The following is a 14,467-nucleotide window of genomic DNA, read 5'->3' as shown; positions in this document are numbered from 1 at the left end:
CCCCCCCCCCCCCCCCCCCCCCCCCCCCCCCCCCCCCCCCCCCCCCCCCCCCCCCCCCCCCCCCCCCCCCCCCCCCCCCCCCCCCCCCCCCCCCCCCCCCCCCCCCCCCGAGAGAGAAGTGTGCCGGGCCGGGTGATGCCATACGGGCCCGTGCCGGGTCGAGGAATGCCACAAGGCCAATGCCGGACCGAGCGATGCCCGAAACGCAGAGGTCAGGGTCGCCGAATGAACGAAGAACCGCCGCGCTCCGACTCAGTGAGTCAGAACCGGCGGTTCTCGTGTCGTAACAACTGGGCGGCTGTCGAAACGCTGGACGCTGCCCTCACGCGACTGAAGCCGCGCGGTGCAGCGCGCGAGCCGTTCAGCCGATCACTGGATCAGCGGTGGCCGCGAATGGCCGCCTGCTTGACCTCTGCGATCGCCTTCGTGATCTGGATGCCACGCGGGCAGGCCTCGGTGCAGTTGAAGGTCGTGCGGCAGCGCCACACGCCCTCTTTGTCGTTGAGGATGTCCAGACGCACCTGCGATTCGTCGTCACGTGAGTCGAAGATGAATCGGTGCGCGTTCACGATGGCAGCGGGGCCGAAGTACTGACCGTCGGTCCAGAAGACCGGGCAGCTGGTGGTGCAGGCTGCGCAGAGGATGCATTTGGTCGTATCGTCGAAGATCTCGCGATCCTTGATCGTCTGCAGCCGCTCACGGCCTTCCGCGGGCTCCGAATGGGCCTGAAGGAAAGGCTGCACGTCACGGTAGGCCTTGAAGAAGGGCTCCATGTCGACGACGAGGTCTTTCTCAAGAGGCAGTCCCTTGATGGCCTCGACGTAGATCGGCTTGTCGATGTCCAGGTCTTTGATCAGCGTCTTGCAGGCCAGTCGGTTGCGGCCGTTGATGCGCATGGCGTCAGAGCCGCAGATGCCGTGCGCGCAGGAGCGACGGAACGTCAGCGAGCCGTCCTGCTCCCACTTGATCTTGTGCAGCGCATCGAGCACACGATCGGTCGAGTACATCTCGACGTCGAACGACTCCCAGCGGGGCTCGGTGTCGACATCGGGGTCGAAACGCCGGATGTTGAACGTGACAGTGAACGGCTTCACCGATGCGTCGTGTGCTGACGGAGCGTGCTTCGACCGGTCGGCAGCATCGGCGCTGTACGACTCGGCGTGTGCCTTCGAAGTGACGTTCTCAGTGGTCGCGGCAGCAGTCGCCATGATCAGTACTTCCTCTCCTTGGGCTCATACCGGGTGAGCACGACAGGCTTCCACCCCAGCGTGATGTGCGAGCCGGGCTCGCCTTCGTTGGGGTCACCTGTCAGGTAGGCCATCGTGTGCTTGAGGTATGTGGCGTCGTCGCGCTTGGGGTAGTCGTCGCGCATGTGGCCGCCGCGGCTCTCTTTGCGGTTCAGCGCGGCCGCGATCAGTACCTCGGCGAGATCGAGCAGGAACCCGAGCTCGACGCCTTCGAGCAGGTCGGTGTTGAAGCGGCGACCGTGGTCGTGGATGCTGATGTGCTGATAGCGCCTGCGCAGAGCTCGCACATCGTTGGCGGCCTGAGTCAGCGTCTCTTCGGTGCGGAACACCTGTGCGTTGGTGTCCATGGTCTCTTGCAGCTCTTTGCGGATCTGCGCGAGCGACTCGCCGCCGTCGTTGTTGCGGATGCCGTCGAGCAGCTCGATGACGCCCTGCTCGGGTGCCTCGGGCAGCGGAACGAACTCCGCCTCACGCGAGTACTTGACCGCCTGACGACCGGCACGTTTGCCGAACACGTTGATGTCGAGCAGCGAGTTGGTGCCCAGTCGGTTCGCCCCGTGCACCGAGACGCACGCGCACTCTCCGGCCGCGTAGAGGCCGGGCACGATGTCTTTGATCGTGCGCAGCACCTCGCCGTTGTTGTTGGTGGGGATGCCGCCCATGGCATAGTGCGCTGTCGGATAGACCGGCACGGGCTCGACGACTGGGTCGACGCCGAGATAGGTGCGGGCGAACTCAGTGATGTCGGGAAGCTTGGTCTCAAGCACCTCGGCACCCAGATGGGTGCAGTCGAGCAGCACGTAGTCTTTGTTCGGGCCGACGCCGCGGCCCTCCTGAACCTCCTGCACCATGCATCGGGCGACGATGTCGCGAGGTGCGAGGTCTTTGATGGTCGGCGCGTACCGCTCCATGAATCGCTCACCATTCGCATTTCGCAGAATGGCGCCTTCGCCACGGGCACCCTCGGTGAGCAGGATGCCCAGACCGGCGAGACCGGTCGGATGGAACTGGAAGAACTCGATGTCTTCGAGGGGCAGGTGCTGACGCCAGATGATGCCGACGCCGTCGCCGGTGAGCGTGTGAGCGTTCGACGTCGTCTTGAACATCTTGCCGAAGCCGCCGGTCGCGAAAACGATCGACTTGCCCTGGAAGACGTGAATGTCGCCGGTGGCCAGCTCGTACGCGATGACCGCTGCAGGGCGGCGTTCGCCGTCGATCTCGGTGAAGACCAGATCGAGTGCGTAGTACTCGTTGTAGAACTGGATGCCGAGTTTGACGCAGTTCTGATAGAGGGTCTGCAGAATCATGTGGCCGGTGCGGTCTGCGGCGTAGCACGAGCGACGAACGGGCGCCTTGCCGTGCTCGCGGGTGTGGCCTCCGAATCGGCGCTGAGCGATCTTGCCGTCGTCGGTGCGGTTGAACGGCAGACCCATGTTCTCGAGGTCGATGACCGCGTCGATGGCCTCTTTGGCCAGAATCTCGACGGCATCCTGATCAGCGAGGAAGTCGCCGCCCTTGACCGTGTCGTAGGTGTGCCACTCCCATGAGTCCTCTTCGAGGTTCGAGAGGGCCGCAGCCATGCCGCCCTGAGCCGCACCCGTGTGCGAACGAGTGGGGTAGAGCTTGGTGATCACGGCGGTGTCGGCATGGGGGCCGGCCTCGATCGCAGCGCGCATGCCGGCGCCGCCGGCACCGACGATGATCACATCATGCTGGTGGTAGTGAACGGTGTAGTCGCCGTTCTTGGTCGTTGAGGTCTCAGTCATCTCAGTCTTTCATCGCCTTTGACTCGGCGCCGTCAGGCGTCACTTCGTGCAGAACTGCTGCCAGTCTGCGTTCAGGTTGGGGTCGGCGCAGGGGTCGAAGCCGAAGACGACCCAGGTGCCGAGGATGATCAGCACGCCAGCTGCCGCGAAGATCGCGATGCGCAGGCCTTTGGCCACCCGCTGGTTCTCGACGTAGTCGTTGACGATCGTGCGCATGCCGTTCGCGCCGTGCAGCAGTGCGAGCCAGAGCATGAGGATGTCCCAGACCTGCCAGAACGGGTTGGCCAGCTTTCCGGCCACGAACCCCCAGTCGACCTGGTGAATGCCGTCGCCGGTGAGCAGGTTGAAGTACAGATGCCCGAAGATGAGCACGACGAGCAGAACACCCGAACCGCGCATGAAGAGCCAGGCGAACTTCTCGCGGTTCGAGCGCTTGTGAGGTGCGCGGGCGGGTTTCTCGATGGTGACGGTCATTGTCGTTCAGCCCTTCCTTAGAACCCGAACACGTGTGACAGGTGCTGCGGCACGAAGAAGATCATCAGCACAAGCCAGACGAGCATCACACCGTAGAAGAGTCCGCGCTGATGCTTCGTGCCCTGCGACCAGAAGTCGATGAGGATGACACGCAGGCCGTTGAGCGCGTGAAATGCGATCGCGGCGACCAGTGCGACCTCGCCCACGCCCATCAGAGGATTCTTGTAGGTGCCGATGACCGCGTTGTAGGCCTCGGGAGAGAGGCGAATGAGTGCGGTGTCGAGAATGTGCACCAGCAGGAAGAAGAAGATGGCCACGCCGGTGATGCGGTGGAAAACCCAGGACCACATGCCTTCTCGGCCACGGTACAGAGTACCGGCTGGTTTCGGTGACACGAACAACCCTCCTTGGTTGAGTACGCCCGGCAACAGAAACCTATCGGACGCTGACTGTGTTGTGGCAAGTCTAGACCCGGCGTGCATTCGCATATCAGTAAGGTCTGCCTAAGCAAGAGCCAGGAACATGGGTGCGAAGCTGATTTCTCCGACACATGTCGTCGGGGTGCAGGCCCACGTCGAGTCAGGGGGGCTCTGGTACGCTCGTGATCATGTCTGCATCTGCCGCTGACCACGTGTACGCGATCATCCCGGCGGGAGGTGTCGGTTCCCGTCTGTGGCCTCTGTCACGAGCGAAAGAGCCCAAATTCCTCCTCGACCTCACCGGATCAGGCCACTCTCTGCTGCGGTCGACTTGGGACCGGATCGTCCCGCTGATCGGCAGTGACCACATCATGGTGGTGACGGGTGCCGCACACCGGGCCTCGGTCGTCAGCCAGCTGCCCGACCTCGACGGCGACAACCTGGTGCTCGAGAGTGAGCCTCGTGACTCGACTGCAGCGATCTGCCTGGCGGCCGCCCTTATCGCACGTCGCGACCCAGACGCCATCGTGGCCTCGTTCCCCGCCGACCACTTCATCGGCGACGAACGAGCCTTCCGCGAGGTCGTCACCGAGGCTGCGCAGGTCGCGGCGACCGGCCGGCTGGTGACGATCGGCATCACCCCGACCTCGCCCTCGACTGGTTTCGGGTACATTCGCACCGATGGCATTCTCGACCCGGACGGCTCGCTGGGGCTGCCGAAGAGCGCACGGGCGGTGACCAGCTTCGTCGAGAAGCCCAAGGCCAGCGTCGCGCGAGAGTACGTCGCCAGCGGCGAGTATCTCTGGAACGCGGGCATGTTCGTGGCGCGTGCGGTCGACCTGATGTGCTGGCTGCGCGAGAGCGAACCCGAGCTGGCCGCTGGCATCGACCGCATCGCCGACGCATGGGGCACTCCCGCCGTCTACGAAGAGAAGGCCAAGACCTGGCCGAAGCTCAAGAAGATCGCAATCGACTACGCCATCGCCGAACCGGTCGCTGCAGCGGGTCAGGTGGCGGTGATCCCGGGCGACTTCGACTGGGATGACGTGGGCGACTTCTCTGCGGTGGCGCGGCAGGTGCGTAAGCGCAACCCCGGCAACCTTGCCATTCTCGGCGAGGCGAGCGTGCTCTCCGAGTCGAGCACCGGTGTGCTGGTCAGCGAGACCGACCGGCTGATCGCCATCATCGGGGTGCAGGATCTTGTCGTCGTCGACACCGAAGACGTGCTGATGATCACCACCAGCGATCATGCCCAGCGCGTGAAAGAGATGGTGAACATGGTGCGTCAGACGGGAAACGAGAATCTGCTCTGAGCGCTTCGGCGGCTGATGGCGTCGTCGGCTCCGCTAGAGTTGGCGCATGAGCGCTGAGCACGATTCCGCAGAAGACCGAATCCTCGATGATGACACCCTCGATCTGACCCTCGAAGGGGTCGATTTGGTCGAGGTTCCAAAGATCAGCCTGCACGACCATCTCGATGGCGGCCTGCGCCCTGAGACCATCGTCGAACTGGCTGACCAGGCCGGTCTCGAGCTGCCGGTCGACGATCCCGAAGAGCTCGGCGACTGGTTCGCCGACAGTGCTGACTCCGGCGACCTCATCGCCTACCTCAAGACCTTCGACCAGACCGTCGGCGTCATGCAGACCGCTGACTCGCTGGCCCGGGTCGCCCGTGAGTTCGTCGAAGACTCGGTCGACGACGGAATCATCTACGTCGAGGCGCGCTGGGCTCCCGAACAGCATCTTGCTGGCGGTCTCACCCCCGAGGCAGCAGTCGAAGCGGTCGCCGCCGGCTTCGAAGAGGGCATGCGAGACGCCGCCGAGCGCGGCTTCCAGATCGAGGCAAACCAGATCGTGACCGCGCTGCGTCACAATGATCGCTCGCTCGAGATGGCCAAGCTCGCAGTGCGCTATCGAGATGCCGGCGTGGTCGGGTTCGACCTGGCCGGCCCCGAGAAGGGCTTTCTGCCGTCTCGTCATCAAGAGGCTCTCGACTACCTGGCGCGCAGCTTCTTTCCGACCACGGTGCATGCCGGCGAGGCTGACGGCCTTGACTCCATCGTGTCGGCCCTGATCGACGGCCGTGCGCTGCGTCTCGGTCATGGCACGCATCTGGTCGACGACATCCAGCTGATCGACGAAGGCGACGACTCCGACGAAGTGCTCGCCGTGCTCGGCGACGTCGCCGCATGGGTACGCGATCGCGGCATCGTGCTCGAGACGAACCCGTCGTCGAATCTGCAGACCGGCGCCTTCGCCGGCCCGTTCGACGAGCATCCGCTCGACCTGCTCTACCAGCTCGACTTCCGAGTGACCGTGAACGTCGACAACCGGCTGCAGTCGAACACCACGCTGACCGAGGAGTTCGCACGCGTGGCGCAGGCTTTCGAGTATGGTCTGGACGATCTCGCCGTACTGACGCTCAACGCAGCCGAAGGCTCCTTCCTGCCTGCCACCGACCGTCAGGATCTTGCCGATCGCGTGATCGCGTTCTACGACGACCTCGACTGACCTCGGTCAGCGGCGCGGGGTTCGTTTGACGCCTCGCGTCGCCTTCGCGGTGGTCGGGTCTTCTGGCCACGGGTGCTTCGGGTATCGGCCGCGCATCTCGGCGCGCACCTGTCGGTAGCCATCGTGCCAGAACGACGCCAGATCCATCGTCACTGCGAGCGGGCGACCGGCGGGTGAGAGCATGTGCAGCTGCACGGGCACTCGGCCGTCGACCAGATGCGGAACCTGCTGCCAGCCGAAGCACTCCTGCAGCTTCACCGCGAGCACCGGCGGCGCATCGTCATCCGACGGGTAGTGCACCCGGACCCATGACCCAGACGGCACTTCGAGGCGTTCCGGCACCAGGGCATCCAGCCGCGACGCGTCAGGCCAGGGCAGCAGTCGGCGCAGCGCGGATGCCAGGTCGAGCCCGGCTGTCGCGGTTCCAGCCGCAAGCCGCTCGATCTCTGGAGCGAGCCAGTCATCAAGACGACCGCTGAGCGCAGCGTCGTCGACGGCCGGCCAGGGGTCGCCCAGCTCACGATGCAGCATGTGCAGGCGGTCGCGCAGATCGCTCGCTGCCTGAGACCAATGCAGCGAGGCCAAGCCGTCTGCGGTGGCGAGCAGGCTGCGCACCTGCGCACGCGCATCAGCCGCAGCCAGATGTGCGGGCGCCCGTGAGAGTTCGATCGCTCCCAGCCGGCGCACCCGCCGGGCGCTGAGCCGGCCGTCGCGCCACTCGCTCTCGACTGTGTCTTCGATGAGACCTGCGCCGACGACGAGAGCTGCGTCGACGGTCAGCGGTGCAGCGGCACGAATCATCGCCCCGGAACCGTCGCCGGTTCGCGCTACGCTCACTTCGCTGACGGCCAACCACTGCGACCCGCGCAGTGCTGAGCCGCGGGGCAGCACGGCACCGGTGCCTGAGGCAAGCTGATAGCTCAGCCCGGAGTCGCTCGGCCCCGAGTCGCTGGGCCGCAGACGCGCCAGGCGCTCCGGGTATGCGAGTCCAGCGATTGCCGCGATCACCCCGTCGGCGTCGACCGACGAGTGACTCACCCCGCTTCTCGAGGCGCTGCTGTGATCGGGCATGAGTGCGACGAGGCGGCGCACATCCTGCTGCCACCGATGCGCTGCCGCAGGCGAGACGGCGGCAGCGGCCTGGCTGTGTGGGCCCTCGTCGCTGCCGTCACGTCGAGATCTGTGTCCGCCGCGGTGCCCGCCACTACGCAGCTCGTGCAGCAGCGCAGGCAGGTCGCCTCCGGGAGCCCGTGCGTCCGATTCGATGGCCGCCACGGCCTCGGCTGCCAGCGTCACAGCTGACCGGCGATCACCGTCGATCAGCGCGGCGCCGTCGATCAGCGCGCGCGCCAGTCTCGGGTGCACCGGCATCCGAGCGATCAGCCGCCCGAGGTCGGTGACACGCCATCGCATCGTCGTGCCGCTCTCAGGCGCGATCGCACCCAGCCGAACCAGCGTGCGCTGGGCGAGCTCGAGCGACGCCCGCGGCGGGGCATCAGGCAGCGCGAGTTCTCGAGCATCGGGATCGCCCCAGAGCGTCAGCATGAGAGCTGCCTCGGTGAGGTCCGCAGTGGTGATCGCCGGGCGTGCCTGTGCGGGAGCCGACGCGAACTCGGCCTCGCTGTAGCAGCGCACGACTGTGCCGGGGCCCAGACGGGCGGCACGACCGGCGCGCTGCGTCGCCGCCGCGCTCGACACCGGAACGGTCACCAGACCGGACATCTCGCGCATCGCATCGAGCCGGGGCTCGCGCGATAGGCCGGCGTCGACGACGGTGTGCACGCCGGGCACGGTCAGCGACGTCTCGGCGATAGAGGTCGACACGATCACTCGGCGTTCGTGCGTGCCCAAGGGCGCGAGCGCCGCTCGCTGCGCCGACGCGGGCAGCGAACCGTGCAGCGGCAGGGCAGTGACTCCGGAATCGCGCAGGCGGGCGACCACAGCGTCCACCTCACGGCGGCCCGGAAGAAAAGCCAGCACGGTGCCCTCAGCCTGCTCGCGCGACTTGGCGGCCACGACCGTGGCGACGTGTCGCAGAAAACCGGGAGTGACGCCGCGGGCGTCGAGTCGTTGGGTGCCGACGGGCGCCGGCCGCCATTCCACCGTGAGCGGGTGCAGGGGCACCTCTGCGGTGAGCACCGGCGCAGCGTCGCCGAGCAGCGAACTCCAGCGTTGTGTGTCGAGCGTCGCCGACATGACGATCAGAGCGAGATCGCCGCGCAGCAGGGCCACTTCGCGGAGCATGGCGAAGAGCAGATCGGCGTCGAGGTCGCGTTCGTGCACCTCGTCGAGCACCACGGCATCGACGCCTGCGAGCTCGGGGTCGGCGGTCAGCCGACGCAGCAGCAGACCTGTGGTGACGAACTCCACCTGCGTCTGCGGTCCGATGTGGTGTTCGCCGCGCACGGCATAGCCGACCGCGTCGCCGATACGAGTGCGGCTGAGGTCGGCGAGCCTTTCGGCTGCGGAGCGCGCGGCGAGTCGGCGTGGCTCGGTGACGATGACCCGCCCGGCGACCGCATTCGCCACTGCGGGAGGCACGACCGTCGTCTTGCCTGATCCCGGTGGAGCCTGCACGACGGCGAACGCCGGACCACGAGTGGTCCGCGTGAGCACGTCGTGCAGTCGAGGAACCAAGGATGTCGCAGGAAGCCCGGCGCCGATGGCTGGCAGGTCAAAGACGGGCTGCCGCGCTTCGCCAGCGGCGGCCGCGGCAGAAGACGTCATCCCAGGTGCAGGCGCTTCTGCCACCAGTCACGCAGCTCGGCGAGCTTCGTCGCGTTCTCAGCCGCTGCTTCGGCCGGATCGGGCAGACTGCTCGAGACGTCGAGATAGATCTTGAGCTTCGGCTCGGTGCCCGAGGGACGCACGATGACGCGTGAGCCGTCGGCGAGCGAGTAGCGCAGGATGTCTGCCGGGGGCAGCCCGTCGATGCCGTGCAGCAGGTCGTCGTGAGCGACGACGTCGAGACCGGCGATCGTGGTGAGCGGTTCGGCGCGCAGGGCGGCAGTCGCCTGAGCGATGAGCGAGCGGTCGGCGACGCGAATGGCCACCTGATCGCTCGCTGCCGAGCCATAGTCGGCAGCGATTCGCTGCAGAGCCTGAGCGACGGTGTGGCCCTCGCTCTTCAGCCGTGCGGCCAGCAGCAGAAACAGGGCAGCGGCGGAGACGCCGTCCTTGTCACGGACGAGCTCCGGGTCGACGAGGTAGCCGAGCGCCTCCTCATATCCGAAGATCAGGCCGGGCACGCGGTTCACGTACTTGAAGCCGGTGAGCGTCTCGACGTGCTCGATGCCGTAGTGTTCGGCGATGCGGCCGAGCAGCGGGCTGGACACCAGCGAGGCGGCGAGCGCACCCGGAGTGCCGGGACGGTGCTCGCTGGCGATCAGGTCGCCGAGCAGCCAGCCGACCTCGTTGCCGGTGAGGCGACGCCAGCCGCCCTCGGCAGCATCGTCTGGAATTGCCACAGCCAGTCGGTCGGCGTCGGGATCGTTGGCGATGATGAGATCGGCCCCGGTCTTGCGGGCCAGTGCGAACGAGAGGTCGAGCGCGCCGGGCTCCTCGGGGTTCGGGAACGCGACGGTGGGAAACTCGGGATCCGGCGCGATCTGCTCTGTGACCGTCGCCGGTGCCGGAATGCCCAGCGTCTCGAAGAGTCGTGCGGCGACCTCCCAGCCCACACCGTGCATGGCGGTGTAGACGAAGCTGAGCCCGTCGGCAGAGGCCTGGGGTGCCCGTTGAGCGACTGCAGCCGCGGTCTCGGTGACGTAGGCGTCGATGACGTCTTCGCCCAGTACCCGGTAGGCCTGCGAGCGGGGCAGCTGGTCGACGGTGAAGTCTTGGGCGATCTGATCGATGTGCGCGGCGATCAGCTGATCGGCAGGGCTGATGATCTGTGACCCGGCGTCGATACCGCCGAGATACACCTTGTAGCCGTTGTCGGCGCCGGGATTGTGGCTGGCCGTCACCATCACGGCGGCCGAGGCGTCGAGGTGGCGCAGCACGAACGCGGTGACCGGGGTGGGCAGGTTGCGCGGCAGCAGCAGCGCGTCGACGCCGGCGGCCTGTGCGAGCTCGGCGGTGTCGCGAGCGAAGATCTCGGAGTTGTGGCGACCGTCGTAGCCGATGACCAGCGTCGGGCGTTCGTCGCCGGCGTGCTCGACCAGGTATGAGGCGAGGCCGGCGGCGGCCTGCGAAACGAGCACGCGGTTCATGCGAGCGGGGCCTGGCCCCATCTCTCCACGCAGTCCGGCGGTGCCGAAGGCGAGGCGCTCGTCGAACTCGCTGTGCAGGGTGCTCAGTGCCTGCTCGTCGCCCTTGCGTGCCAGGTCGATCTGGTCGTCGAGCAGCTTCGAGGTCTTCGGGTCTGGGTCTTGGTCACGCCACTGCTCGGCCTGAGCGACCAGAGCGGCAAGCTGTTCAAGCTCTGCGGCGTCGCCGGGTTCTCGACCCGACGCGTCGGCGTGCGTGTTCCCCTGGGCGTTGGCGGTATCGGTCATACGATGTTCTCCAGTATCTCGGCAAGCAGTTCGGTGAGCTGTGGCGCTGCATCGCGGCCAGCCTGAATGACCTCGGCATGGCTCAGCGGTTGGGCAGAGACCCCGGCAGCGGCGTTCGTCACCAAAGACAAGCCTAGAACCTCGAGGCCCAAGGCGCGAGCTGCGATCGCTTCGAGGGCGGTCGACATGCCCACCAGATCGGCTCCGATCGCCCGCGCCATGCGCACCTCGGCCGGGGTCTCGTACTGCGGGCCGCGAAACTGGGCATAGACGCCTTCGCGCATCTGCGGGTGCCGCTCGCGCACCGCGGCGCGGAGCCTGGGGGAGTACACGTCGGTCATGTCGACGAAGGTCGGGCCGCTCAGCGGCGAGGTGCCGGTGAGGTTGACGTGGTCGCTGATCAGCACCGGACTGCCGGGAGCGAGCGACGGGTCGATCCCTCCGCAGCCGTTGGTCAGCACGATCGAACCCGCTCCGAGCGCGGCGGCGGTGTGCACGCCGTGCACCACAGCATCCACACCATGCCCTTCATAGAGGTGCGTGCGCGCGGCGATCAGCAGCACACGACGACCTGAGGCAGTCTGCACGATCTGCAGCGTGCCGGCATGACCGGGCACGCCCGACGCGTGAAAGCCGGGCACCTCGGCTGCGGGCAGCGTCGTGAGGGTGGTGCCGAGACGATCAGCGGATGCTCCCCAGCCCGATCCGAGCACCACGGCGCGATCGATGCCCGAGACGCCGGAGCGCTGTCTGATCGTGTCGGCCGCCTGCTGCGCGAGCGGCGTGGGTGTGCGTCCGGAGGCCGCGGGTGCATAATGTGCAGGCGTGGCGGTCTCTGATGGGCCATCTGGAGTGGCAGAAGCTGTCATACTGATAAAGATAGGCAACTCTGCAGAGGGAGAACACCGCACATGGCATACGAGTTCGGCGACAAGCACGATCTGGTGGTCATCGGAGGAGGGCCTGGCGGTTACGAGGCTGCGCTGACCGGCGCCCAGCTCGGGGCCAATGTCACCCTCATCGAACGTCATGGCGTCGGCGGCTCTGCCGTGCTCACCGATGTCGTGCCCTCGAAGGCACTGATCGCGGTAGCCGAGGCGACGACGCAGGTCGCGAACGCACAGCGTCTGGGGGTGCAGATCTTCGCGCCGGGCAGCGACGAGCCGATCGCTCCCGACTACCGCATCGACCTCAAGACGGTGAACCGTCGACTGCTCGATCTGGCCCGACAGCAGTCGGCCGATATGGCGGCGACCCTGGAGAAGCAGGGTGTGCGCATCGTCAAGGGCACGGGTCGGCTGCTCAACCATCACGCCATCGCGGCAGATCTCACCAACGGGGAGGTCAGTGAGTTCCACGCCGACACCACGGTCGTCTCTGTTGGCGCGCACCCCCGCAAGCTGCCAAGCGCGATGCCGGACGGCGAGCGCATCCTCACTTGGACTCAGCTGTATCAGCTCGAAGAGCTGCCGCAGCACCTGATCGTCGTCGGCTCCGGTGTGACCGGTGCCGAGTTCGCCAGCGCGTTCCGCCACCTCGGCAGCGAGGTCACGCTGATCTCGAGCCGCGACCGCGTGCTGCCCGGACAGGACGAAGACGCCGCACGCGTGATCGAAGAGGTGTTCCTGCGCGAGGGGATGAACGTGCTCTCGAAGTCTCGCGCCGAGAGCGTTGTGCGCGAAGGCGACGAGGTCATCGCCACGCTCAGCGACGGCAGCACGGTGGTCGGCAGCCACTGCCTGATGGCGGTCGGGTCGATTCCGAACACGGCCGGGCTGGGGGTTGAGGGCGCCCGGGTGCAGACGACGGCATCCGGCCATATCAAGGTCAACCGTGTCGCGCGCACCTCAGTGCCTGAGATCTACGCCGCCGGAGACTGCACCGACTTCTTCCCGCTGGCCAGCGTGGCGAACATGCAGGGCCGAACCGCGGTGTTCCACGCGCTCGGTGACGCGGCGCAGCCGATCAAGCTGCGCAACGTGGCCTCGAACATCTTCACCGCGCCCGAGATCGCCTCGGTCGGCTGGTCGCAGTCGCAGATCGAAGAGGGCCTCGCACAGGGCGTCATCTACAAGTACCCGCTCGCCGAGAACCCGCGCGCGAAGATGCAGAACATCAGCGACGGGTTCGTCAAGCTCTTCGCCCGCACGCAGTCGGGCACGGTCATCGGCGGCGTCGTCGTTGCGCCCAAAGCCAGCGAGCTGATCTTCCCGCTCGCACTTGCGGTCGAGCAGCGGCTGACCGTCGACCAGGTCGCCAACGCCTTCGCGGTCTACCCCTCGCTGTCGGGAGCGATCACCGATGCGGCGCGTGCGCTGCACATGCTGAAGGGCTGATTCGCGAGCCTGCGCGGAGAGCGGTCTGCGGTGCCCTGCAGGCGTGTGCGGCGCTGGTGCGGATGGGATCGGCCATGTGGCTCGGCAGGCTCCTGCAGTCGATCCTTCCGGTCAGTGAACCGAACATCATCCACGGTTGGCGTCCAGTTGGGAATGGCCTCCGGCCGAAATTGTTGTAGCTTCATGTGAAAAATATCGCATTCCTGTCATTCGGGCATTGGCAGAACTCCATTCATTCGCCCGTGCGCACCGGCGGCGACGCGCTGCTGCAGTCGATCGATCTGGCTGTGGCCGCCGAAGAGATCGGCGTCGACGGCGCGTACTTCCGCGTTCACCACTTCGCTCAGCAGCTGGGGTCTCCGTACCCGCTGCTGGCCGCGATCGGCGCGCGCACCTCGCGCATCGAGATCGGCACCGGCGTCATCGACATGCGCTATGAGAACCCGCTCGCAATGGCAGAGAACGCCGGCGCGGCCGACCTCATCGCAGCGGGCAGACTGCAGCTGGGAGTCAGCCGCGGGTCACCTGAGCAGGTGATCGACGGATTCCGACACTTCGGCTATCAGCCGGAGGCACATGACTCCGACGGTGCTGAGATGGCGCGGGAGCACACAGCTCGTTTCCTGGAGGTGATCGAGGGCGAAGGCTTCGCCGAGCCGAACCCCCGGCCGATGTTTCCGAACCCGCCGGGCCTGCTGCGCGTCGAACCGTACTCGCCGGGCCTGCGTGATCGCATCTGGTGGGGTGCCGGTTCTCGGGCGACCGCGGAGTGGACGGCGCGCCAGGGCATGAACCTGATGAGCTCCACGCTGCTCACCGAAGACACCGGTGTGCCGTTGAGCGTGCTGCAGGCCGAGCAGATCCGTCTCTTCCGTGCCGCGTGGAAGGAAACGGGATGGGATCGCGAGCCTCGAGTGAGCGTCAGCCGCAGCATCATGCCGATCACCTCTGACCTCGATCGGCAGCTGTGGGCGGGTCGTGACGAGAGCCATGACACGGTCGGCTGGATCGACTCGAAGACCGTGGCTCGGTTCGGGCGCAGCTACGCAGACGAGCCCGATCGCCTGGTCGAGCAGCTGGCGCAGGATGAGGCCGTCGCCGAGGCCGACACGGTCACGCTGACCGTGCCCAGCACGCTGGGCGTCGAGTACAACGCGCATCTGCTGCGCAGCGTCGTCGAAGACGTCGCGCCCGGGCTCGGCTGGCGCTGACGAC

The 14,467-nt window shown here is 66.8% G+C and carries 11 protein-coding genes; 4 read left to right on the top strand and 7 right to left on the bottom strand.

Annotated elements, in window-relative coordinates; genetic code table 11:
* Positions 1-377: 377 nt before the first annotated feature.
* The 4 genes from F8O07_RS09730 to sdhC are packed head-to-tail and all read right to left on the bottom strand — an operon-like array spanning position 378 to position 3,882.
* Complete coding sequence (locus tag F8O07_RS09730) at positions 378-1,208, bottom strand: succinate dehydrogenase iron-sulfur subunit (RefSeq protein ID WP_158032006.1); 831 nt, start codon at positions 1,206-1,208, stop codon at positions 378-380.
* A 2-nt stretch (positions 1,209-1,210) separates the two neighbouring features.
* Complete coding sequence (sdhA, locus tag F8O07_RS09725) at positions 1,211-3,013, bottom strand: succinate dehydrogenase flavoprotein subunit (RefSeq protein WP_158032005.1); 1,803 nt, start codon at positions 3,011-3,013, stop codon at positions 1,211-1,213.
* A gap of 39 nt (positions 3,014-3,052) precedes the next feature.
* Positions 3,053-3,487, bottom strand: a complete 435-nt coding sequence (locus tag F8O07_RS09720) for a succinate dehydrogenase hydrophobic membrane anchor subunit (RefSeq protein WP_158032004.1) — start codon at positions 3,485-3,487, stop codon at positions 3,053-3,055.
* A gap of 17 nt (positions 3,488-3,504) precedes the next feature.
* Positions 3,505-3,882 (bottom strand): succinate dehydrogenase, cytochrome b556 subunit, encoded by a 378-nt coding sequence (gene sdhC, locus F8O07_RS09715; RefSeq protein WP_225732980.1) that lies wholly within the window; start codon positions 3,880-3,882, stop codon positions 3,505-3,507.
* A gap of 212 nt (positions 3,883-4,094) precedes the next feature.
* On the opposite strand from sdhC, the gene F8O07_RS09710 reads away from it, so the two are divergent.
* Positions 4,095-5,219, top strand: coding sequence for a mannose-1-phosphate guanylyltransferase (locus tag F8O07_RS09710; protein ID WP_158032002.1), 1,125 nt, complete (start codon positions 4,095-4,097; stop codon positions 5,217-5,219).
* A gap of 46 nt (positions 5,220-5,265) precedes the next feature.
* Positions 5,266-6,417, top strand: coding sequence for an adenosine deaminase (locus F8O07_RS09705; RefSeq protein WP_158032001.1), 1,152 nt, complete (start codon positions 5,266-5,268; stop codon positions 6,415-6,417).
* A gap of 6 nt (positions 6,418-6,423) precedes the next feature.
* Here the strand turns inward: F8O07_RS09705 and hrpB are convergent, their stop codons facing one another.
* Genes hrpB through F8O07_RS09690 form a run of 3 tightly spaced genes read right to left on the bottom strand, consistent with a single transcriptional unit; the run spans position 6,424 to position 11,785 of the window.
* Positions 6,424-9,144, bottom strand: a complete 2,721-nt coding sequence (gene hrpB, locus F8O07_RS09700) for an ATP-dependent helicase HrpB (RefSeq protein WP_158032000.1) — start codon at positions 9,142-9,144, stop codon at positions 6,424-6,426.
* Positions 9,141-10,916, bottom strand: a complete 1,776-nt coding sequence (locus F8O07_RS09695) for a phospho-sugar mutase (RefSeq protein ID WP_158031999.1) — start codon at positions 10,914-10,916, stop codon at positions 9,141-9,143. The genes hrpB and F8O07_RS09695 overlap by 4 nt, the downstream gene beginning before the upstream one ends.
* Positions 10,913-11,785: a purine-nucleoside phosphorylase gene (locus F8O07_RS09690; RefSeq protein WP_158031998.1), complete on the bottom strand. Its 873-nt coding sequence runs from the start codon at positions 11,783-11,785 to the stop codon at positions 10,913-10,915. Before F8O07_RS09690 ends, F8O07_RS09695 begins: the two co-directional genes overlap by 4 nt.
* A gap of 42 nt (positions 11,786-11,827) precedes the next feature.
* On the opposite strand from F8O07_RS09690, the gene F8O07_RS09685 reads away from it, so the two are divergent.
* On the top strand, positions 11,828-13,252 hold the full coding sequence (locus tag F8O07_RS09685) for an NAD(P)H-quinone dehydrogenase (protein ID WP_158031997.1): 1,425 nt from the start codon (positions 11,828-11,830) through the stop codon (positions 13,250-13,252).
* Positions 13,253-13,437: 185 nt separating this feature from the next.
* On the top strand, positions 13,438-14,463 hold the full coding sequence (locus F8O07_RS09680; RefSeq protein ID WP_158031996.1) for an LLM class flavin-dependent oxidoreductase: 1,026 nt from the start codon (positions 13,438-13,440) through the stop codon (positions 14,461-14,463).
* The last annotated feature ends 4 nt before the right edge of the window (positions 14,464-14,467 follow it).

Origin of the sequence: Pseudoclavibacter sp. CFCC 13796 (assembly GCF_008831185.1) — a bacterium.
GTDB lineage: Bacteria > Actinomycetota > Actinomycetes > Actinomycetales > Microbacteriaceae > Pseudoclavibacter_A.
The sequence above is the reverse complement of the archived record's forward strand: the minus strand, read 5'-3'. Positions and strand labels throughout refer to the sequence as shown.

What these genes read in the sequence shown, in the direction of transcription:
- F8O07_RS09730 (WP_158032006.1), bottom strand. Translation starts at nt 1,208, where the DNA reads ATGGCGACTGCTGCCGCGACCACTGAGAACGTCACTTCGAAGGCACAC.
- sdhA (WP_158032005.1), bottom strand. Translation starts at nt 3,013, where the DNA reads ATGACTGAGACCTCAACGACCAAGAACGGCGACTACACCGTTCACTAC.
- F8O07_RS09720 (WP_158032004.1), bottom strand. Translation starts at nt 3,487, where the DNA reads ATGACCGTCACCATCGAGAAACCCGCCCGCGCACCTCACAAGCGCTCG.
- F8O07_RS09710 (WP_158032002.1), top strand. Translation starts at nt 4,095, where the DNA reads ATGTCTGCATCTGCCGCTGACCACGTGTACGCGATCATCCCGGCGGGA.
- F8O07_RS09705 (WP_158032001.1), top strand. Translation starts at nt 5,266, where the DNA reads ATGAGCGCTGAGCACGATTCCGCAGAAGACCGAATCCTCGATGATGAC.
- hrpB (WP_158032000.1), bottom strand. Translation starts at nt 9,144, where the DNA reads ATGACGTCTTCTGCCGCGGCCGCCGCTGGCGAAGCGCGGCAGCCCGTC.
- F8O07_RS09695 (WP_158031999.1), bottom strand. Translation starts at nt 10,916, where the DNA reads ATGACCGATACCGCCAACGCCCAGGGGAACACGCACGCCGACGCGTCG.
- F8O07_RS09690 (WP_158031998.1), bottom strand. Translation starts at nt 11,785, where the DNA reads ATGACAGCTTCTGCCACTCCAGATGGCCCATCAGAGACCGCCACGCCT.
- F8O07_RS09685 (WP_158031997.1), top strand. Translation starts at nt 11,828, where the DNA reads ATGGCATACGAGTTCGGCGACAAGCACGATCTGGTGGTCATCGGAGGA.